Genomic DNA, 19,576 nt, shown 5'->3' on the forward strand with positions numbered 1-19,576 from the left:
AAATAAGGAGGTATACTCATGAAATATATTGAATTCAAGCTAAATGGAGAAAATGTCCAGTATAAAGGAAATGCATCAGATCGGCTATTAGATGTATTAAGAGATACTTACAAACTTATGGGAGTAAAGTGCGGTTGTAAGGAGGGGGAGTGTGGAGCCTGCTCTGTTATAATCGATGGAAGGCTTGCTAATTCTTGTATGTTTGCAATGGGAAGAGTTCATGGAAGTGAGATTATGACCATAGAAGGCTTTAGTAAGACTGAAAAGTTCAAAGTAATAGAAAAGGCTTACGGAGAGGTTTCGGCAGTACAATGTGGATTCTGTATACCAGGCATGATACTTGCAACAGAGTGTATTCTCGAAAAAAATCCACATCCAACGGAACCTGAGATAAGACGTGGAATTTCTGGAAACCTATGCCGTTGTACAGGATATAATGCTATAGTTAAAGCTATAGAAATAGCAGCGAAAGAAGGTGAAGGACTATGGTAAAGTTAAATAATGGCTATGTACCAGAAACCGTTGCAGAAGCATTATTAATAATGAAAGAGGAAAAAGTAAAGCCTTACGGTGGTGGAACGGACCTAATGATTGATGAAAAAAGAGAGTCAACCTATCTGTTTTTACACAAAATACCTGGATTAAAGCAGATAACAGAAGACTCTGATTACGTCAGAATAGGCGCAGAAGCTACATTCACTGATATAGAGGAATCTGATATTACACCACAGATTTTAAAGGATGCAATGTCACATTTGGCAGGTCCAGCTATAAGAAATTTCGGAACAATAGGCGGAAATATTGGAAACGGATCTGCTAAGGCTGACTCAGTTCTTATATTATTCGCAACAGACTCACTTATGATACTAAAGAGCGCTGATTCCGAGAGAACTATTTATGTTAAAGATTTTTATAAAGATAGAAAACAGCTTGACTTGAGAGAAGGAGAACTTATAATTGAAATTTTAATTCCAAAAAAATATCTTAATAACTATTACTATAAGAAGATAGGAGCTAGAAATGCACTAGCAATCTCTAGAATGGGCTTTGCAGGACTTTTCCAGGAAGAAAATGGATTAATTAAGCATGTTGCAACGACATTTGGAGCAGTAGAACCTATTATAGTCAGACATCCAGAGATAGATGAGATGCTGATAGGAAAGACCATCGCTGAAGCAAAAAGCTTAAAGGAGGATTACCTCAATGCCTATAATAATGCAATAAGTCCTAGTGCTGGAAGGGTTTCAAAAGAATATAGAAAGACTGTATGTATGAACCTTTTAAAAGATTTTTTAGAGAAAAATGGGGTTTAATAAAAACTGTTTGAGAAGTTGCATTCCAAGTAGCGATTTATTGGTATATGTAAAATTACAAAATAAATAAAACATGTAAATATTACCTTGTATATCATTAGAAATTTGGTCTAATAGTCTCTACCGGATTGCCGTAAACTATCCGACTACAAGAGTAATCTGAAGCTATGTTGAATTTAGCTTTAATTACTCTGTAGTCTTTTTTGGTTTGGCGACCCGTTTTTTATACACTTACAAAAGTCGAGATGATTACACATGAGCTAATTATCCATGAGAAAGGAGGTAGGTCGGTATAGTTTAGAGTTTATCTTTTTGTTCAATAAAATATCAAAAATGGGATTATATTAAATTCAGGGGGGCAAATATATGTCAGTTGCGGAATTAAAACCTAAGAATAATACAAGCTTGTTAGACAAGTATTTTCATCTATCAGAAAGAAAAACTAATATTAAAACAGAGATATTGGCAGGCCTGACCACGTTCATTGCAATGTCTTATATTATCTTTGTTATTCCGGGGCAATTTCTATCTGTGGCAGGTGTACCAAAAGGAAGCGCTACTGCTGCAACTATAATATCAACGGCAGTTGCTACTTTGCTCATTGGAATTTATGCAAATCTTCCATTGGCTATGGCTCCAGGACTAGGCCTAGGAGCTGTATTTGCCTTTGTAATGTGCGGTAGTATGGGTCTTAACTGGCAGACTGCCCTAGGTGCGGTATTTATATCTGGTGTTGTATTTCTAATACTAGCTGTAACAAATGTAACAAAATCGATTATAGAAGCTATTCCTAAGGGTCTCAAATCAGCAATTGGAGTAGGTATAGGTTTATTTATTTCTTTTATTGGTTTCAAAAATGCAGGGCTAATTGTTACAAACAAAAGTAATATTGTAGGACTTGGCAACTTACAAGCTCCTGCAACTATGTTAGCTATAATTGGTTTAATAATAACATGTATTCTTATGGCAAAGAATGTTAAAGGTGCTTTTCTGATTGGAATAGTTGCAACTACTATTATCGGAATGTTCATGGGTGTAGCAAAGGTACCTACAGGTATACACGACTTCATTTCCTTCATTCCGCCACTTCCAGCAGATACATTTGGTCATCTTGATATTATGGCAGCTGTAAAATATGGACTTTTTTCAATAATCTTTACGATAACAATTGTAGACCTTTTCGATAATATAGGAACCATCATTGCGGTTTCGGGTAAAGCAGGTCTTTTAGATGAAAACGGAAATCTACCAGGTATTAATAAAGGACTTATTGCAGGTTCATTTGCTGCAATGGCAGGAGGAATACTTGGTGCATGCACAGTTACAACTTATCTTGAAAGTGCATCTGGTGTTGCTGAAGGTGGTAGAACTGGATTAACAGCTGTAACAACTGGAGTTTTATTCCTTTGTGCTTTATTCTTAACTCCACTTACTGCTCTTGTTCCAGGAGCAGCTACAGCTCCAGTTTTGATGATTTTAGGATTCCTTATGATTGCCGATATCGTTAATATCAACTTTAAGGAATTTACTGATGGTCTTCCAGCATTTTTAACAATCATAATGATGCCTTTAACTTTTAGTATTGTTGAGGGAATGGCATTTGGATTTATATCTTATACAGTTCTTAAACTTGCTACAGGAAAATATAAAGAAATAAATCCTATTATGTATGTACTTGCAATTATATTTATAGTGCACTTGGCAATAGCGTAAGGTGCAATAAATGGGGGGATAACTATGAAAGCGCTTAAGGGAAACATAATTTTTACTGCTTCAGCTGAAAGGTTCGAAGTCCATAAAAACAGTTATCTTGTAGAGTCGGGTGGAACAGTTTACGGAATATTCAAAGAAATTCCCGATGATTTGAAGGGGATAGAGGTTGATGATTTTGGCAAGTCACTAATAATTCCTGGTTTCGTCGACATGCACTTTCATGCTCCTCAGTTTCAGAACATCGGTCTTGGCCTCGATGAGGAGTTGCTTCAATGGCTTGAGAAATACACTTTTCCAGAGGAAGCAAAATATAGTAATGATGAATACGCTAAGAGGCTTTACACAAATCTTGCCAAGGAGCTGTGGCGAAATGGAACGACTCGCGTCGTCCTTTTCTCCACGATTCACAGAAGAGGAACTGAGATTCTAATGGACATCTTTGATAGAGCGGGGATTGGGGCTTATGTTGGAAAGGTCAATATGGATAGAAATTCGCCGGACTTTTATGTAGAGTCTACTGAAGAGTCGCTGGCGTCTACTGAAGAGTGGATATTGACGACAAAGGACAAATATGATCTCGTAAAGCCCATAATAACACCAAGATTCGTTCCATCATGCTCAGAAAAACTCATGAAAGGACTAGCAAAGCTTTTTGAGAAGTATAATCTTAAAATACAGAGCCATCTTTCCGAGAATGATGGCGAGATAGAATGGGTGAGAACGCTCCATCCAGAGTTCGACTCATATGGTGAAGTATACGACGGAATGGGGCTTCTGAATGAAAATACAATTATGGCACATACTGTCTATAGCACAGAAGACGAAATAAAGCTACTAGCTAAAAGAAACGTTTTCTCAGCCCACTGTCCAAATGCTAATTACAACCTGTCATCTGGTATAATGCCAGTAAGAAAATTTATTGATGCTGGAGTTAGGGTAGGACTTGGATCAGATGTAGGTGCAGGTCACCAGATAGGCATATATAAAGTAATGAGTCAGGCAGTCCAAGCTTCAAAGATGAAGTGGCTTGAGAGCGGAAAGGTTGAAAAGTATCTTACCATGTCAGAAGCCTTCTATATGGGAACAAAAGGCGGCGGAGAATTCTTCGGCAAGGTTGGATCATTCGAGGAGGGATATTCCCTAGATGCCCTCGTAATAGACGATGAAAGTCTTGGAGATAGGGAATTTAGGAGCATTGAGGAACGACTTCAGAGATTCATATACTGTGGAGATGACAGAAACATAATAAAACGATACGTGGCTGGAAAATTACTTCCTGAGCCAATGTAATGTTATATATCAGCATAGATGAAAAATCACTACTTAATTTTTAAGTAGTGATTTTTCATATTATTTAATTGAATGCTAATGAAATAAATATTCAATTTTAGTAAAGGTCATAATTGTCTTAGTAGACCTTATAATTGTATTTCTACTTATAGCTATTGAACAAGCTGGTGCTTTTAGCTGCACCCTGTAGTTGAACCACAGTCAAGACAAACCATACAGGTGCCGTTTCGAACCATTCTAGTGCTTGCGCAAGTTGGACAGCTAAAACCATAAAGTCTTTCTCCATCTACTTTTTTTGTTTTAAAGTTATTTTCACATGTTTCAGATGAAGCTACAGCCGTTTCAAAATTAGTAGATAAACTATCTTCACCATAATTTTCAGGCTTAACCTGGCATCTTGAAAAATCACCAAGCTCAATATCAATTACTTTACTTATTAAATCAGATATAGAAGTAACATATTTTATGTAAGGATGCTTTTGTACAAAACCATAGGGTTCATACTTTTGAGCTCTAAGCATTCTTGCTATATCTTGAGGAGGTACATGATATTGAAGCATTACAGAGATTGATTTAGATAATGAGTTTAATAATCCTGTAATTATAGTTCCTTCTCTATCTGTAGTTATATATATTTCAGAGATTTCACCATTTTCACGTCTATTAACTGTAGTATATACTTTAACATCATCTATTTGAGCTGGATGTGTAGTGCCACGACGTATCCCTACAGGTTTATCACGTCTTGAATATCTAACTCCTTTTTGAAGTTCTTTAGCTCGTGAAAGAAGCTGATTATAAGTTAAGTTTTCAAGCGTTGAATCTGAGGTGTCAGTTAAACTGGTGTTTAATGGCTGTGATGCTTTTGAGGAATCTCTGTATAACGTAATTCCTTTAACTCCTAACTTCCAGGAGGATAAAATAACATTTTTAAAATCATCTACCGTTGCTGTCTTAGGTAAATTAACAGTTTTTGATATTGCCCCGGATATAAGCGGAGTTATGCAGGATACCATAAGTACATGGCCCATTGGAGCTATATATCTTTCACCACTTCCGCAGCGATTAGATGTATCAAATATAGCTAGGTGTTCATCTTTTAGATGAGGTGCTCCTTCAATTTTACCATCTAATATTTTTTCATAGGTAAATCCATTCTCTGTTACAGTTTCTTTTTGTACTACATAATCTAAAATATCGCTAATTTGATCCTTAGTATATCCAAGCTTTTTTAATGCAGTGGTTATAACTGGATTTATTATTGTCAAGAATCCACCGCCAGAAAGCTTTTTATAAACGATATGGCTAAAGAATGGCTCTATTGATGTAGCACTGCAATCCATAGCAAAAGATATAGTACCAGTAGGAGCTATAACTGAAACCTGTGCATTCCTATAGCCGAATTTTGACCCGAAGTCTAGTGCTTTAACCCAAGCATTTTTAAGACTATGGCTAATATATTTTAGCCCTTCTTTTTCTAAAATTTCATGATTTACTTTTAGTGGATCATAGTTTAATCCTTCAAATTCATTTGAAAAATCTATGTTTATATTTTGATTAACTAAAAGCTTAGAATTTACTCCAGCAGCTCTAGAGTGATTCCTAATAACTCTCATCATATAAGGCTTATTGATTTCAAATTTTTCAAAAGGGCCTACTTCCTTTGCCATAATTGAGGATACATAATAAGAATATCCTGTTAAAGTACCAATTAAGGATGAAGTTAAGGCTCTAGCTTCTTTGGAATCATAAGGGTATCCCATTACCATAAAAAGCGATGCAATGTTAGATATACCTAAGCCCGTTGGTCTGAACATGTATGTTTTTCTTGCTATATCTTCTGTAGGATATTGTCCCCATTGTATTGAAGCTTCAAGTATTAGTTGTGTAAGTCCTATTATATGTAAATATCCGTCTATATCAAATTTACCTGTATTTATATTATAAAATTTATATATATTTATTGAAGCTAAATTACAGGAGGAGTCATCTAAAAATGCATATTCTCCACAAGGATTTGTAGAATTAATTTTGTTATAAGCAGCATTTAGAATTCCGTCCTCTCCGGCAGGACATGTATGCCAAGCGTTAAAGGTATCGCTGAACTGAGGTGCAGGATCTGCACACTGCCAAGCGGAAAAATTAAATGATTCCCATAGCTCTGAAACCTTTGTCACTTTATTTAATTTTGAATCCACTCTGCCCTTAAGTTCGATAGTTGCATCAGGTTCTTTATCCAGACTATCAACTTTTTTCATAAAGTAATCAGAAAGTCTTATAGAATTATTGCTGTTTTGACCTGAAACTGTTTCATATGCTTCGCCATCAATATCTATGTCATAATCCATCTTTCCAAGAGCTCTAACTTTATTCTCTTCTTTTGCCTTCCAGGTGATGAAATCCATGATTTCTGGATGATCTATATCAAGACATACCATTTTTGCAGCTCTTCTAGTAGTTCCGCCAGATTTTATAGCTCCAGCATTTCTATCTAAACCCTTTAAAAAGCTCATAAGTCCTGAGGAGACTCCGCCACCTGATAGCTTTTCACCTTTTGCCCTTATACATGAAAAGTTTGTGCCTGTGCCTGAGCCACCCTTAAAAAGCTTAGTTTCTGTAACATATTGTTCAGAGATTGAGTGATGTCCCAAAAGTTTGTCTTCAATAGACAATATAAAGCAAGCAGATGCCTGCGTTCTTGAATAGTTGTCTGGACTTTCAACAACTTTGCCTTCTTTTTCATCAAAGTAATAATTTGATTGTTTATTTCCCTTTATTCCATAAGACTGTGCCAGACCTGTATTAAACCACTGAGGAGAATTAGGTGCATACATCTGATTTAATAGACCATAGACACATTCATCATAAAAGACAGAAGCCTCTTCATCTGTTTTTATAATGCCTTCATCTTTTAGTGCTTCACACCAGAAGTTAACCATTCTATGTGCTACAGCTTTCATGCTGTTTTCATAGCCAATTTCATTAGGTATTCCTGCTTTTCTAAAGTACTTTGAAGCTATAATATCGCAAGCTGTTTGAGAATAATGCTCAGGAAACTCTAAGTCTTTCATATCAACTAATACTTTGCCAGTTTTATGATCTTTTAAAAATACGTCGACTTTTTTCCATTTAAATAAATCGAAAACTGTTTTACTGCTATCCTTTGCTAAATCCTTTGTATAATATCTTTTAAGTAAATCTTTTATGTAACTCAACCCAAGCTACCTCCTTGTATGTGTTAATATAAATAGTTTATAGGTACATTGCATATAATGGAAACTTAATATACAGGAATATATATACAATCTTACTACATGTAGTGGTATTAGAAAAAAATAACCACTACATGTAGTGATGATATTATTATAGACTACATAGTTATTAAATTCAACAATAACAATTTTACATAATCGAGCAAATTTCACGGTTAATAGTTATTAATCGCGAGTATTTATTAATTTGTAGAATATATTAAATATAATTTTACCCATGGATATACTGTTTAATCATTTAACTAATTTGAAAAGTTAGTTATAATTTATATAATAGAGAGAGAATTTCAAAAAAGACTTTACTATATTTAAATTTTAGAGATTAGGAGATGATTAGATGATTAGAAATTTTAAGGATGAAACTCCTAAAGTACATGAGAGCTGTTTTGTGGCTGATAGTGCTGAAGTCATTGGAAAAGTAACTTTAGATGAAAAGGCAAGCGTATGGTTTGGAGCAGTAATTAGAGGTGATAGTAATACTATTCATATTGGAAAAGGCTCAAATATCCAGGACAACTGTACTGTTCATGCAAATATTAGTGGTACACCTACTGAGGTGGGAGATTACGTAACTGTTGGGCATAATGTAGTTTTGCATGGATGTAAAATTGGAAGCCATTCATTAATTGGTATGGGATCAATTATACTAGATGGTGCGGAAATAGGAGAAGGAACAATGATTGGTGCAGGAAGTCTTGTACCACCTAATAAAAAAATACCTTCTGGAGTTTTGTGCATGGGCTCACCGGTAAAGGTCATTAGGGAGCTTACAGAAGAAGAAAAAGAATATGTTAAAGGAGCAGCAGAGCATTATTTAGAAGAATCTGAAGCATATAAATAAACTTATCAAAATACCAAGGGGAATAAAATATTTATTCCTCTTGATATTTTAATTTTTTGTTCACCTAATTAAAAGTATAATTATAAAATAATATTGTAATCAATATTAGGTGAATAAGTATGGAGATATTAAAATTAGGTTCTAGAGGAACTGAGGTAATGAAAATACAGGCAGTCCTAAAGAAAATAGGGTATAACCCTGGGCCGGTAGATGGTGTATACGGAAGAATGACAGAAGAAGCGGTAAGAGCCTTTCAAAGGGATAATGGTTTGACTTCAGATGGAATCATAGGACCAGCTACTTATAATGCACTGGAAAAATTTATATTTGGTTATGATACTTACACTATAAAAAGTGGAGATACACTTTATAGTATTGCATCAAAGTATTATACACAGCCCTATAAAATAATAGTGGCTAATCCAGAAATTGACCCTTATAATTTAAAACCTGGATCAAAGATTATAGTACCCTATGGAATTGATGTTGTTGATACTAATGTTAATTATACTTACGATATATTAAAACGTGATTTACAGGGATTAAAAGCTAGGTATCCATTTATAGAATTAGGTTCCGCAGGAAATAGTGTACTTGGAAGAGAGCTATACTATGTTAGACTTGGTGATGGCCCTAATCAGGTCTTTTATAATGGAGCTCATCATGCATTAGAGTGGATTACTGCACCGCTTCTAATGAAATTCATAGAAAATATGGCTAAAGCTTATACAGAAGCTAGAACTATAAAAGGTTATGATATAAGTGAAATATGGAGCAGAAGTACTATATTTATAATGCCTATGGTAAATCCAGATGGAGTTGATTTAGTCATTAACGGTCTTAGTAGAGATAACCCTTATTATAATGATTTGATAAAATGGAACAAAGGAAGCACTGATTTTTCGAAAAATTGGCAAGCTAATATAAGAGGTGTAGATTTAAATCATAATTACAATGCATCCTGGGAGTTATCAAAAGAAGCAGAGCCATCTTATGGAATATATGGGCCTGGTCCTACTAGATACTCAGGACCTTATCCAGAATCAGAGCCAGAAACTAAGGCTGTTGTTAACTTTACAAGAGCACATAACTTTAGGTTAGTCTTAGCATATCACTCCCAAGGAGAAGTTATTTATTGGCAATATAATGGAATCACGCCACCTGAATCTAGAAGGATAGGAACATTATTTTCACAAGTAAGTGGTTATTCCTTAGAGAGTACCACTGGAATAACTTCTTACGCAGGGTATAAGGATTGGTTTATTAAAGAATACAGAAAGCCTGGATTTACTATAGAAGTAGGTAAAGGAAAAAATCCTTTGCCATTAACTCAGTTTGATAAAATATATAGAGACAATGAAGAGTTACTAATATTAGCATCAGTAGTTTAAATATACGTAAAAACTATCTAGTTGAAAATATAACCTTACATAGCTGAAGTTTGGCTATGTAAGGTTTTTTATTTTATTTGATTTTAGGATAAATTTTTATAAATATAAAAAACTATATAATAAAATATTCTTCACGAGGGTGATTAAATGAAAAAAAGAATAGTTACATTTATTCTAACAATTATAGTCCTAATTAGCGGCACTGGTTATGCTAAGCAGGATAAATATGAAGTTCACTTTTTAGATGTAGGGCAGAGTGATTGTATTTTAATTAAAGCGTGGAATAAAAATTATATAATAGATACAGGAGCAGCATACTATTTTGATAGGATTTTAAAATACCTAGAATCGAATTCTATAGATAAAGTAGACACGATCATACTTACTCACTATCATGATGACCATTATGGTGGACTCTTAAGATTAGTTCAAAGTAAAAAAGTAAAAGATGTGCTAATACCTAATCATTATAATGAAATAAAAATTGATCTATATAAAGACTTAGCCCAAAGTGGAGCAAAAGTAAAAAATATAGGTGAGGGTTGGAAACTAAAAAAAGGGAAGGTGGAGCTAGAAGCAGTAGGGCCTTTGAAAGAGGATGACATGATAGAAAATAATAATTCAGTAGTAATAAAGGGAGAAATAGATGGAATAAAATATTTATTTGCTGCTGATTGTGAAAAAAATGAGGAAGAAGATATGTTAAAAAAGGGTACTATTGAAAAGTGTGATATTCTAAAGGTACCACATCATTCATTAGACACTAGCAGTACAGAAAACTTCATAAGCGTTGTAAAACCCAAGGTTGCTATTGTGACTTGTGATGGTATAGGAACACCAGATGATAAGATAATAAAAAGAATACATAACAAGGAAGCTCTGGTCTTAAGAAGTGACTTGCACGGAAATATAGTAGTTAAAAATGATTTTATAAGATGCGATAAAAATGGAATTAATATAAGGATAAATAAAAATTAGAAGTATGCTGATGAATACAGCAACTTCTTTTATATTTTATTTATAAACTAATATACCTGCAATGCCTGAAATAGCTATTATTAGGATTGGATGAAGCTTTTTGGATAATAGTAAAGCCATAATAAAAATTCCTATAAAAACACTTTTTACATCATGATAAGATTCCTTGGCTAGAGATAAAAAAGCAGATATTATAAGACCTATAAGAGCAGGGCGCATTCCAAGAAGCACAGCTTTCATTGCTTTGGATTCTTTAAATTTCATTATATAATGGGTTGCTATAGAAACAAGGAGAAAAGAGAAGGTGACAACACCTATAGTTCCAGCAACACTTCCATAAAAACCATAAACTTTATACCCTACAAAGGTAGCAGAATTTATGGCAATAGGCCCAGGAGTCATCTGAGAAATACCTATTATATCTATAAAATCTTTATAATTGATCCAATGATGATTTGAAACAATTTCTCTTTCAATTAAAGGCAACATTGCATATCCGCCGCCAAAGCTAAAGGCTCCTATTTTTAAAAATGTCCAAAATATTTGAAGTATTATGTGCATATTTATTCAACTCTCTTTCTTAAAAATAGGTAACCATATATACCAGCTATAATTATAGTTATTACTGGATGGATTTTAAAAATATTAATGCAAATAACTGTAGCTATTATTATAAATAAATTTATATAGTCTTTTTTTAGTGATTTGGAAAGACTAACTACGGCGATTAATACTAACATTGGCACGGCAGCTCCTATGCCTTTAAATATTAAATTTACGTAATAGTAGTTCCTAAATTGCATAAAAAAAGCAGCTATAAAAAGTATAATTAAGAAAGATGGAAGAATAGTCCCAAGAAGCGCAAGGATCGCTCCGAGTATACCATTAATTTTATAACCTATGAATATAGAGGTATTAACAGCAAGAGCGCCAGGAAAGGATTGTGATATTGTTAATATATCTAAAAATTCATTTTTATTAACCCATTTTTTGTTTTTAACAACTTCTGTTTCTATTAAGGGAATCATTGCATAACCACCACCAAAAGTAAATGCGCCTATTTTAAAAAAGCTCCAGAATATTATAAAGTATTTTTTCATGAAACTCACTCCAATGTGTATTAGAATATTGCTAAGGATTTAAAATAATTTTAAAGTAATCCATTTAATACCACTTTATATTAAAGTTTATAAAAAGTAAAGAAGGCTGAAAATAATCAGTCTTCTTTATCCGAAGGTAAAAACTAAATGAGTTTAACAATTATTTATGATCACCAAGACTATTTTCATATTTATCTGTTGGATATAGATCCTTTGTAAAGTGTAAATTTAGCATCATATTCTTCTTTCTGCCTGTAGAGCTCTTCAGCAGACATTCCACTTATAGGAGAGCCTGATTGAGAGACATTTTGTTCAGTAGCAGAATTTTGGTTATTTGTGTTATAATTTTTTTCCATAAATATTCACCTCAGTTTTTAGGATGTGCAGGTTAAAGAAAAAGTATAAGAGTAATTTTAAGGATATAAAAATAAACACTTACATTTTTACATGCAATTAAATAGAGTATAAATTTAAAAACTGTACAAACTTTTAGTATAAAGTTAAAGCTTAACTTTATACTAAAAACTTAATTTAATGAGGAGGAAATTACTATGGCACGTAGAGGAAATAGAGTATTAATACCAGAAGCTAGAGAGGGATTAAATAGATTCAAAATGGAAGCTGCAAGAGAAGTTGGAGTAGATTTAAAGCCAGGATATAATGGTGACCTTACTTCAAGAGAAAATGGCTCCGTTGGAGGACAAATGGTTAAGAAAATGGTAGAGGCTTATGAAAAAGGACTATAATATAAATTAATTACGGTGAGGATGACTCAAAGTTAAAAATGAGTCATCCTCATTTTTTCTAGTTAGTTTCCCTAATAAAAAAATATTTATGAAATTTATATAAATATTAGATATAATATTTATATAATTAGGATATCTATCGATATACATATTAGTATAAAAACATGGAGGTAAAAACATGGAAATATCAAGAGTAGGAAGAACAACCAGTGTTCCTGCTGAGAAGAAATCCATAACTGTTAAAAAAGATTTTTCTCAAAGCTTTAACTCACAAATGGAAAAAAGGTCAGAACAACAACTTAAGGAAATGTTTGATAATATAAAGAAAAAAGGAAACAGGCTTGCGATAACTAAATGTTATTCAGATGTTAAGTCCTATAAAAAAATGATAAAAGATTATCTTGAATCTGTATTAAATTACATGTACAAAGTAAAAAAGGATATAAGCTTTTGGCAAACACAATATTTCATAACAGTAGAAACAATTGATCAAAAGCTTGAAGAGCTTACACAAATGCTTGTCAGTGATCAAAAAGAAAATTTAGGTGTAGCAGCAACTATTGATGATATATCAGGTCTTTTAGTTGATATTTATAAATAAACGTAGAGATTCCTAATAATTTTAAAAAGTGGTAACAAAAGTAGGTTACCACTTTCTATTTAAAGCTAGTTATATCTGTAGAGCCTTCTACAAATACGTGTGGTTCAACTATTAGTTCAGTTTTATACATTATGTTACCTTCAAACTTTTCATGAGGATATGCTCTATGAAAGCTATCGGCCACATCAAATATGTCCAGACCTTTCTTTTTATATTCATCAAATAGCTGTAAAGAAAACTTTCTTATATTTGATTCTGCATTCTTTTGAATATCATCAATTGTATCTTGATCAAATTTTAAACTCTTTTGAGCTTCAGTTATAATTGCTCTTGTATTTATTATTTTTCTTAAAGTAACTGTCTTACCATCATAGTATACCTTTGTATCTGTTTTATTTCTCAAAATTTCTAAGGTTATAAAGTTATTAGGGCAATTGGGGTTAGACACCTCCATAGTGCCTCCTTTTATATTATCGATTAGAAAGTTATAGCTTTCAGTTTCAGCTTCTCGAAGTATTCCTACCATTTTATAATCTTTTATTATAGCACCATCACTTATTGTAACCTTATCCTCCAACTGATTCTTTTTCAATTCTATCATTGGTACAACACAAGTATTATTTGAGGAGTAATTTTTATTTAAAAAATCATTTAAACTTAGTATGGTTCCTCGAGATGATGAAGGAGTATTATAAATAAGATCGTGTATAAATAAGCCTATATAGTCTTGTTCCTTAAGCTTAGCATTAATCAATGCTACTGGATCTCCTTTATAAATTACAATATCAGATCTTATGACGAATTGCTGACCTCTATCAAACACATCTATGAAGCGGTCTAATCCCTTTTCAGCGGCTTTTTCTGTAAATATAATACCTCTACATTGAGTATAGTTAAGCTTATAGCTTGAAGATAAATTCAGATTTCTAAATGTTTCAAAGAGAGTCTTTCCAGTACCTTGGAATAATACCCTCGAGCCTTTTCCTGAGGAAGCCTTTCCACCTCTTGATGGCTTAAAAGCTTCTTCATATACTACTGGCATACCTTCTTCATCTACATCAACTATTACAGAAGTTGTAAATATTACTTTATCTATATCTGTATAGTTAAAACAACCGTTAAAAAGAAATGTACTTAAAATAAGAAAATATAAAAGAATTTTTTTCATTTTCTTTCATCCTCATCTGTTTGTAATATATCTTTAGAAATAACTTCAAGATTATCTCTTGCAACTAAATCTCTATAATCAAATTGTTCTGATGTAGTAAAAGGCATAAAATAAGGATAACCGCAGCTATTTAGTGAGCCGACATGTGCACAGAATATAAAAATTGCCATAAAAAATCCCATAAGTCCAAGTAATGAAGATAAAACTATAACGATAAATACCCATAATATCGTTGCGGTGTTGAGATTAGGAGTTAAAAAGGAGGTTATAGCTGATAGTGCAACAATTATTACTGTGCTTTGTGAAGCTAAACCAGCACCAACTGCTGCATCACCTAATATTAATGCTCCAACTATACTCATTGCCTGCCCTATCGGTTGAGGTAACCTTATACCAGCTTCTCTTAAAAGTATGAAGAAAAAAGTCATTATCACTACTTCAACTGCAAGAGGAAGAGGAACATCAGCTCTAGATGCAGCAAGTCTGAATATAAACTCTAAAGGAACTAGCGAAAAATGATGTGTAGCTAATGCTATGTATATACCAGGTAAAAACAAGGATATCATAAAGGCAAATATTCTTAATACTCTTGTAAAATTTGAGTAATATTTATTTAAATAATAATCATCAGCGGTTTGAAAGTTTTCTATAAAAAAATATGGTGCAATTAATGCAAAAGGAGTTCCATCAACTAAGACTACAGCTTTCCCTTCTAGTATTTTCGATGAAGCTATATCAGGTTTTTCTGTGTATCCTACAGTTTCAAAAAATGTATGTTTGCATTGCAATTGCTCTTGTATATAGTTTATATCTAATAAAAAGTCCAAGTTAGCACTTGATAATTTTTTCTTTATATAATCTACTAAGGCATCAGGAGTAGAGCCTCTAAGGTATATTAAGGCTACAGTAGTGTTAGATTTCTTACCTAAAAGTTGAAGTTCAACAGTTAGGTCTCCATTTTTAATTTTTCTTCTTATCAGTGAAATATTATCTACTATGACTTCGTTAAAACCTTCTCTAGGTCCCTTTAGTACTTCTTCTGTTATTGGTGTATCTATGCTTCTTTTACTAAATCCCTTAGCTTCACAGTATATTACGGAAGTCATAAAATCAAAAACTATAACTACGTCACCAGATAAAATATGAATGACTGCATCTTCTTTTGTTCTAATATCTCCTATAGAATTACTATAAAGAACATTATTTTTTACGTCCTCTATATTTGCCTTTATATTATCATTTATAATAAATGGGGCAATAATATATTCACTTATGAATTTGGAATCACAAAGATTATCTATAAAGAATAAGTTAATAGTGCCAAGGTTACACTTTAATTCCCTATGCTTAAAGTCTGAGCTGGATTTTAGCTTTAAATATATATATTGTAAGTATTCATTCATAAACATCACCATTTTTATTATTTGTTTTTTTTAGGATAACATTCATTGTTTAGTAAATAATATTTTTGTAGCAATATTTACAATAAAGAACGGAGAATGGTAATGGATAAGTTAAACTTTAAACATTTATTTTTTATAATATGTGCTACAACAATACCAGCCCTTAAAACCGATCCACAAGTATTTATGAGGTATGCTAAAAAAGAAAGTTGGATTTCTGTTATAATTGCGGGGATAATTATAATACTTTACTTTAACTACATAATGAAGATATGTGTAAAAAATAACTGTTTTAGCTTATATAAAATATATACCTATGCTTTAGGAAAATTATTGGGAACGGTATTTTTAATTTTATTTTTAATCACATTGTTTCTATCTTTGTTGGGAAGTGCTTCACTTGAAACTAGCGTTATACATTATAATTTATTTGTTGAAAGTCCTAATTGGTATATTGCACTTTTTATTGTTCTTCCAGGATTATATACAGTCTTAAAAGGAAAAAACTCTGTAATTATAGTAATAATGGTTAGTATAATTATTTCTATAATAAATGGAATAAACCTGTATATGCTCACTTATCATTTTAAAGAATACAGAAGATTATTTCCTGTCTTTGAAAAAGGTATAAGTTTAGATTTTTTTATAGGAACAGCAAAGGCTTTAGGGCTCTATGCATCTGCATCAATTGCCTTACCATATATAGCTCAAATCAAAGAGAAAGAAAGAATACGTAGATGTGCGATTTTCACCCTTATCTTTGTTGTGCAGATGATAATTGTCTCAACAAATGGAATTTTAACCACTTTTTCTATTGAAAGGGCAAATGTTATAATTTTCCCTAAGCTTATACAAACACAATTAATATCTTATTTTGGTTTTATTGCTAGCGGAGAATTTTATGTAATATTTCAGGTTATATCAGGCTGGTTTGCAAAGTATGTAGCAACTTTTTTTTGTATACTGCTTATTTTAAAGGAATTGAAAGTAGAAAAGATATGCAATATAAGATTTTTACCTTATACAATATCAGCGCTTATATATATAGGTATTTTATGTATTGCTAATAGCTTGATAGGATTATTTAAGTTTTTAAACTTTTATGATTTTATGGCTCTTATAAATTTTTTCATTATGCCTACTATTATTTTTATAATATATAGTTTTAGAGTTAAGGCATCTAAAAGAAAAACTAAGCAAACACAAAATTAACCTAGGACTAAAGTTATAAAAATTGTTATAAAGTAATAACCTCAATACTATTGCGTTGAGGTTATTACTTTAGCTATAACTATATAAAATTTATCCTAGAAGTTGACTTTCTACCTTTTCTATCTATAAAAACTATTTTTCCAAAGACTATAGCTTGCATCTGATGGCATTCTCCAATCGCCTCTAGGAGAAAGACTAACTGTACCAACCTTTGGTCCATCGGGCATTGCTGAACGCTTAAATTGTTGAGTAAAAAATCTTCTTATAAACGTATCTAGCCATTTTTTTATAATTGCTTCGTCATAATCTACTTTAAAGGCATGTTTAGCTAAGAATAATATTCTTTCAGGAGTAGAACCATGCCTTATAAAGTTATATAAGAAGAAATCATGTAATTCATAGGGACCAACAATATCCTCTGTCTTTTGAGCTATATTTCCTTCGCTATCTTTAGGTAAAAGCTCGGGACTTACAGGAGTATCAAGTATATCCATTAGTATAGTTGAAACTTCTTCCTGTACTTCCTTTTGAGCCACGTATTTAACTAAATACCTAACTAGCGTTTTAGGAATAGAAGCGTTTACCCCATACATAGACATGTGATCACCATTATAGGTACACCAGCCTAGTGCTAACTCGGATAGGTCGCCAGTTCCGATTAAAAGACCACCTTCTTTATTAGCTATATCCATAAGTATTTGAGTTCTTTCTCTTGCCTGAACATTCTCATATGTAACATCATGTTTCTGAGCAGGGTGGTTTATATCATTAAAATGCTGAAGGCAAGCAGGAACTATATTTATCTCTCTAAGTTCTGTGCCAAGATTTTTACACAGGTTAATAGCATTGTTATATGTTCTATCTGTGGTTCCAAAGCCAGGCATAGTTACTGTTATTATGTTTTCCATTGGAATATCTAGCATTTTGAAGGTCTTTACTATAACTAGAAGAGCTAATGTAGAGTCCAGCCCGCCAGATATACCAATTACTGCATTTTTAAGTCCTGTATGTATAATTCGTTTTGCTAAAGCTGAGGTTTGTATATTAAATATTTCCTTGCAGCGTAGTTCTCTTTCAGCTTCATTTGAAGGCACAAATGGATGCTTATCAATATATCTATCGAATATGCCATAATCAATATTTTCAAACTCAAATTCTATATTTAAAGGTTTAAAAGGCAGCAATTTGATACTGTCTCTAAAACTTACATTCTTAAGTCTCTCACTATTTAATTTATTGATGTCTATAATAGATGTTATAACTTGATTTTCTCTTTGAAATCTATTATTATAGCTTGAAAGGGCTCCATTTTCACCTATGAGTAAATCTCCACTAAAGACTAAGTCTGTGGAAGATTCAAAAACTCCACTGGAAGCATAAATGTATGAACTTATACATCTTCCACTTTGAGATTTAACTAGCTCTTTTCTATACTCTGATTTGCTTACTACCTCATTTGATGCGGATAAGTTACCTATAATGTTAGCACCCATTAAAGTAAGATAACTGCTAGGAGGAATGACAGTCCATAAATCCTCGCAGACTTCAAAACCAAATCTAAAATCTCCACAAGTAAAAATTAAATTAGTTCCAAAGGGAATATTTTTTTGAAAGAATAAATCTATCTCTTTATCAATAAGACCTACTCCTTCCGTAAACCATCTTTTCTCATAAAACTCTGTATAATTTGGTATAAAGCTCTTAGGTACTATTCCAAGAATTTCTCCTTCAAAAATTATATATGCACAATTATATAAGCAATAATTATATGTAAGAGGTGCGCCCACTGCTATAAGTATGTCTTTCTCCTTAGAATAGTTACATAAATGATGTAAGCCCTCTATGGCTTTAGTAAGTAATAGTTTTTGTTCAAATAGATCGCCACAGGTATAGGATGTTATGCACAGTTCAGGAAAAACTACAAGTTTAGAATTTTGTTCTACGGCTGTATCTATGCATTTTTTAATATTTTCTAAATTAAACTCTATATCAGCTACATTTGTTATTGGACAGGCAGCTGCCACCCTTATAAAGTCAGCTATTGGCATTATATCATCCCCTTATTAAATGCTGTATGCTATATAACTAGCATTTTTTTATTAGGCATTTTCGAAAAGATAACTAGTCAGTATGCTAGTATATTTGACTTGTTATTTTATTTCAGATGCCTTACTTAAATAATATTGTCAGCTTATTTCAATATAATTATCAATTACAAAAGATAAATTGTCAAATTATATTAATTCACTTAAAACAGAAGTTTGACATATTATAGGAAGTAATATATAAGGCATCTTCAAAGTCGCATCTTTGACTTCTTATTTTTTGGAAGATGTTTAAGATACAATTATATGCAAATTGTAAATATTTCAAGAGAATGTAAGAGAGCTTGTCCAGAACTGCGATTTATATAATAAAACAGTATTTAATATCACATTTTGGCATTAAACAAAACTTTATTTAATTTATAATATACTGTATTATAAAAACATAAGTTATATAAGATAAGGCATATATATTATAAAGATTATGTAATAAGGAAGGGGGA

17 protein-coding genes and 1 riboswitch are annotated in these 19,576 nt (G+C 32.2%); of the genes, 10 read left to right on the plus strand and 7 right to left on the minus strand.

Going from position 1 to position 19,576, the window contains the following annotated elements; genetic code table 11:
- Nucleotides 1-18: 18 nt before the first annotated feature.
- The 4 genes from ACZ5N4_RS01785 (at nucleotide 19) to guaD (ending at nucleotide 4,316) form a co-directional block, all read left to right on the plus strand.
- Nucleotides 19-492, plus strand: coding sequence for a (2Fe-2S)-binding protein (locus tag ACZ5N4_RS01785; RefSeq protein ID WP_464206631.1), 474 nt, complete (start codon nucleotides 19-21; stop codon nucleotides 490-492).
- Nucleotides 486-1,313 carry an FAD binding domain-containing protein gene (locus ACZ5N4_RS01790; RefSeq protein ID WP_464206632.1) on the plus strand — a complete coding sequence of 276 codons (828 nt, stop codon included), beginning with the start codon at nucleotides 486-488 and terminating at the stop codon, nucleotides 1,311-1,313. Before ACZ5N4_RS01785 ends, ACZ5N4_RS01790 begins: the two co-directional genes overlap by 7 nt.
- Before the next feature lie 67 nt (nucleotides 1,314-1,380).
- A riboswitch (purine riboswitch) is annotated at nucleotides 1,381-1,482 on the plus strand.
- A 197-nt stretch (nucleotides 1,483-1,679) separates the two neighbouring features.
- Nucleotides 1,680-3,026 carry an NCS2 family permease gene (locus tag ACZ5N4_RS01795; RefSeq protein WP_464206633.1) on the plus strand — a complete coding sequence of 449 codons (1,347 nt, stop codon included), beginning with the start codon at nucleotides 1,680-1,682 and terminating at the stop codon, nucleotides 3,024-3,026.
- Nucleotides 3,027-3,050: 24 nt separating this feature from the next.
- Nucleotides 3,051-4,316 (plus strand): guanine deaminase, encoded by a 1,266-nt coding sequence (gene guaD / locus ACZ5N4_RS01800; protein ID WP_464206635.1) that lies wholly within the window; start codon nucleotides 3,051-3,053, stop codon nucleotides 4,314-4,316.
- A 173-nt stretch (nucleotides 4,317-4,489) separates the two neighbouring features.
- Here the strand turns inward: guaD and ACZ5N4_RS01805 are convergent, their stop codons facing one another.
- Complete coding sequence (locus tag ACZ5N4_RS01805) at nucleotides 4,490-7,531, minus strand: vitamin B12-dependent ribonucleotide reductase (protein WP_464206637.1); 3,042 nt, start codon at nucleotides 7,529-7,531, stop codon at nucleotides 4,490-4,492.
- A gap of 394 nt (nucleotides 7,532-7,925) precedes the next feature.
- On the opposite strand from ACZ5N4_RS01805, the gene ACZ5N4_RS01810 reads away from it, so the two are divergent.
- From ACZ5N4_RS01810 to ACZ5N4_RS01820, 3 genes are all read left to right on the plus strand, one after another.
- A complete protein-coding gene (locus ACZ5N4_RS01810) occupies nucleotides 7,926-8,429 on the plus strand; it encodes a gamma carbonic anhydrase family protein (protein ID WP_464206638.1) in 504 nt (167 codons plus the stop codon).
- Nucleotides 8,430-8,548: 119 nt separating this feature from the next.
- Nucleotides 8,549-9,820 carry a M14 family zinc carboxypeptidase gene (locus ACZ5N4_RS01815; RefSeq protein WP_464206640.1) on the plus strand — a complete coding sequence of 424 codons (1,272 nt, stop codon included), beginning with the start codon at nucleotides 8,549-8,551 and terminating at the stop codon, nucleotides 9,818-9,820.
- A gap of 147 nt (nucleotides 9,821-9,967) precedes the next feature.
- The gene (locus ACZ5N4_RS01820; RefSeq protein ID WP_464206642.1) at nucleotides 9,968-10,798 is read left to right on the plus strand and encodes a ComEC/Rec2 family competence protein; all 831 of its coding nucleotides are present in this window, start codon (nucleotides 9,968-9,970) and stop codon (nucleotides 10,796-10,798) included.
- Between the two features lie 36 nt (nucleotides 10,799-10,834).
- Here ACZ5N4_RS01820 and ACZ5N4_RS01825 read toward each other — a convergent pair whose 3' ends face one another.
- The 3 genes from ACZ5N4_RS01825 to ACZ5N4_RS01835 all read right to left on the minus strand — a co-directional run bounded on the left by ACZ5N4_RS01825 (nucleotide 10,835) and on the right by ACZ5N4_RS01835 (nucleotide 12,254).
- Entirely contained in the window at nucleotides 10,835-11,359 is a 525-nt protein-coding gene (locus tag ACZ5N4_RS01825) for a chromate transporter (protein WP_178907163.1), read from the minus strand.
- A gap of 2 nt (nucleotides 11,360-11,361) precedes the next feature.
- Nucleotides 11,362-11,898 (minus strand): chromate transporter, encoded by a 537-nt coding sequence (locus ACZ5N4_RS01830; protein ID WP_464206643.1) that lies wholly within the window; start codon nucleotides 11,896-11,898, stop codon nucleotides 11,362-11,364.
- 191 nt (nucleotides 11,899-12,089) lie between these two features.
- Nucleotides 12,090-12,254, minus strand: a complete 165-nt coding sequence (locus tag ACZ5N4_RS01835) for a hypothetical protein (protein ID WP_464206645.1) — start codon at nucleotides 12,252-12,254, stop codon at nucleotides 12,090-12,092.
- 195 nt (nucleotides 12,255-12,449) lie between these two features.
- Here ACZ5N4_RS01835 and ACZ5N4_RS01840 point away from each other — a divergent pair, with 195 nt between their 5' ends.
- Both ACZ5N4_RS01840 and ACZ5N4_RS01845 read left to right on the plus strand, forming a co-directional pair.
- Entirely contained in the window at nucleotides 12,450-12,644 is a 195-nt protein-coding gene (locus ACZ5N4_RS01840) for an alpha/beta-type small acid-soluble spore protein (protein WP_464206646.1), read from the plus strand.
- Nucleotides 12,645-12,822: 178 nt separating this feature from the next.
- Nucleotides 12,823-13,245, plus strand: coding sequence for a YaaR family protein (locus ACZ5N4_RS01845; protein WP_464206648.1), 423 nt, complete (start codon nucleotides 12,823-12,825; stop codon nucleotides 13,243-13,245).
- Between the two features lie 55 nt (nucleotides 13,246-13,300).
- On the opposite strand, the gene ACZ5N4_RS01850 is transcribed toward ACZ5N4_RS01845, so the two are convergent.
- A complete protein-coding gene (locus ACZ5N4_RS01850; protein ID WP_464206650.1) occupies nucleotides 13,301-14,413 on the minus strand; it encodes a Ger(x)C family spore germination protein in 1,113 nt (370 codons plus the stop codon).
- Entirely contained in the window at nucleotides 14,410-15,816 is a 1,407-nt protein-coding gene (locus ACZ5N4_RS01855; protein WP_464206652.1) for a spore germination protein, read from the minus strand. The genes ACZ5N4_RS01850 and ACZ5N4_RS01855 overlap by 4 nt, the downstream gene beginning before the upstream one ends.
- 102 nt (nucleotides 15,817-15,918) lie before the next feature.
- Between ACZ5N4_RS01855 and ACZ5N4_RS01860 the strand changes: the two genes are divergently transcribed.
- The gene (locus tag ACZ5N4_RS01860) at nucleotides 15,919-17,028 is read left to right on the plus strand and encodes an endospore germination permease (RefSeq protein ID WP_464206654.1); all 1,110 of its coding nucleotides are present in this window, start codon (nucleotides 15,919-15,921) and stop codon (nucleotides 17,026-17,028) included.
- A gap of 119 nt (nucleotides 17,029-17,147) precedes the next feature.
- On the opposite strand, the gene ACZ5N4_RS01865 is transcribed toward ACZ5N4_RS01860, so the two are convergent.
- Nucleotides 17,148-19,076, minus strand: a complete 1,929-nt coding sequence (locus ACZ5N4_RS01865) for an NAD(+) synthase (protein WP_464206656.1) — start codon at nucleotides 19,074-19,076, stop codon at nucleotides 17,148-17,150.
- Nucleotides 19,077-19,576 lie beyond the last annotated feature (500 nt).

It is taken from the genome of Clostridium nitrophenolicum, assembly GCF_055391695.1.

Excerpts from the sequence above, each read along its gene's own strand:
- ACZ5N4_RS01820 (WP_464206642.1), top strand. The coding sequence starts at position 9,968 with ATGAAAAAAAGAATAGTTACATTTATTCTAACAATTATAGTCCTAATT.
- ACZ5N4_RS01795 (WP_464206633.1), top strand. The coding sequence starts at position 1,680 with ATGTCAGTTGCGGAATTAAAACCTAAGAATAATACAAGCTTGTTAGAC.
- ACZ5N4_RS01825 (WP_178907163.1), bottom strand. The coding sequence starts at position 11,359 with ATGCACATAATACTTCAAATATTTTGGACATTTTTAAAAATAGGAGCC.
- ACZ5N4_RS01855 (WP_464206652.1), bottom strand. The coding sequence starts at position 15,816 with ATGAATGAATACTTACAATATATATATTTAAAGCTAAAATCCAGCTCA.
- ACZ5N4_RS01865 (WP_464206656.1), bottom strand. The coding sequence starts at position 19,076 with ATGCCAATAGCTGACTTTATAAGGGTGGCAGCTGCCTGTCCAATAACA.
- ACZ5N4_RS01850 (WP_464206650.1), bottom strand. The coding sequence starts at position 14,413 with ATGAAAAAAATTCTTTTATATTTTCTTATTTTAAGTACATTTCTTTTT.
- ACZ5N4_RS01785 (WP_464206631.1), top strand. The coding sequence starts at position 19 with ATGAAATATATTGAATTCAAGCTAAATGGAGAAAATGTCCAGTATAAA.
- ACZ5N4_RS01845 (WP_464206648.1), top strand. The coding sequence starts at position 12,823 with ATGGAAATATCAAGAGTAGGAAGAACAACCAGTGTTCCTGCTGAGAAG.
- ACZ5N4_RS01830 (WP_464206643.1), bottom strand. The coding sequence starts at position 11,898 with ATGAAAAAATACTTTATAATATTCTGGAGCTTTTTTAAAATAGGCGCA.
- ACZ5N4_RS01815 (WP_464206640.1), top strand. The coding sequence starts at position 8,549 with ATGGAGATATTAAAATTAGGTTCTAGAGGAACTGAGGTAATGAAAATA.
- ACZ5N4_RS01840 (WP_464206646.1), top strand. The coding sequence starts at position 12,450 with ATGGCACGTAGAGGAAATAGAGTATTAATACCAGAAGCTAGAGAGGGA.
- guaD (WP_464206635.1), top strand. The coding sequence starts at position 3,051 with ATGAAAGCGCTTAAGGGAAACATAATTTTTACTGCTTCAGCTGAAAGG.
- ACZ5N4_RS01790 (WP_464206632.1), top strand. The coding sequence starts at position 486 with ATGGTAAAGTTAAATAATGGCTATGTACCAGAAACCGTTGCAGAAGCA.
- ACZ5N4_RS01835 (WP_464206645.1), bottom strand. The coding sequence starts at position 12,254 with ATGGAAAAAAATTATAACACAAATAACCAAAATTCTGCTACTGAACAA.
- ACZ5N4_RS01810 (WP_464206638.1), top strand. The coding sequence starts at position 7,926 with ATGATTAGAAATTTTAAGGATGAAACTCCTAAAGTACATGAGAGCTGT.
- ACZ5N4_RS01860 (WP_464206654.1), top strand. The coding sequence starts at position 15,919 with ATGGATAAGTTAAACTTTAAACATTTATTTTTTATAATATGTGCTACA.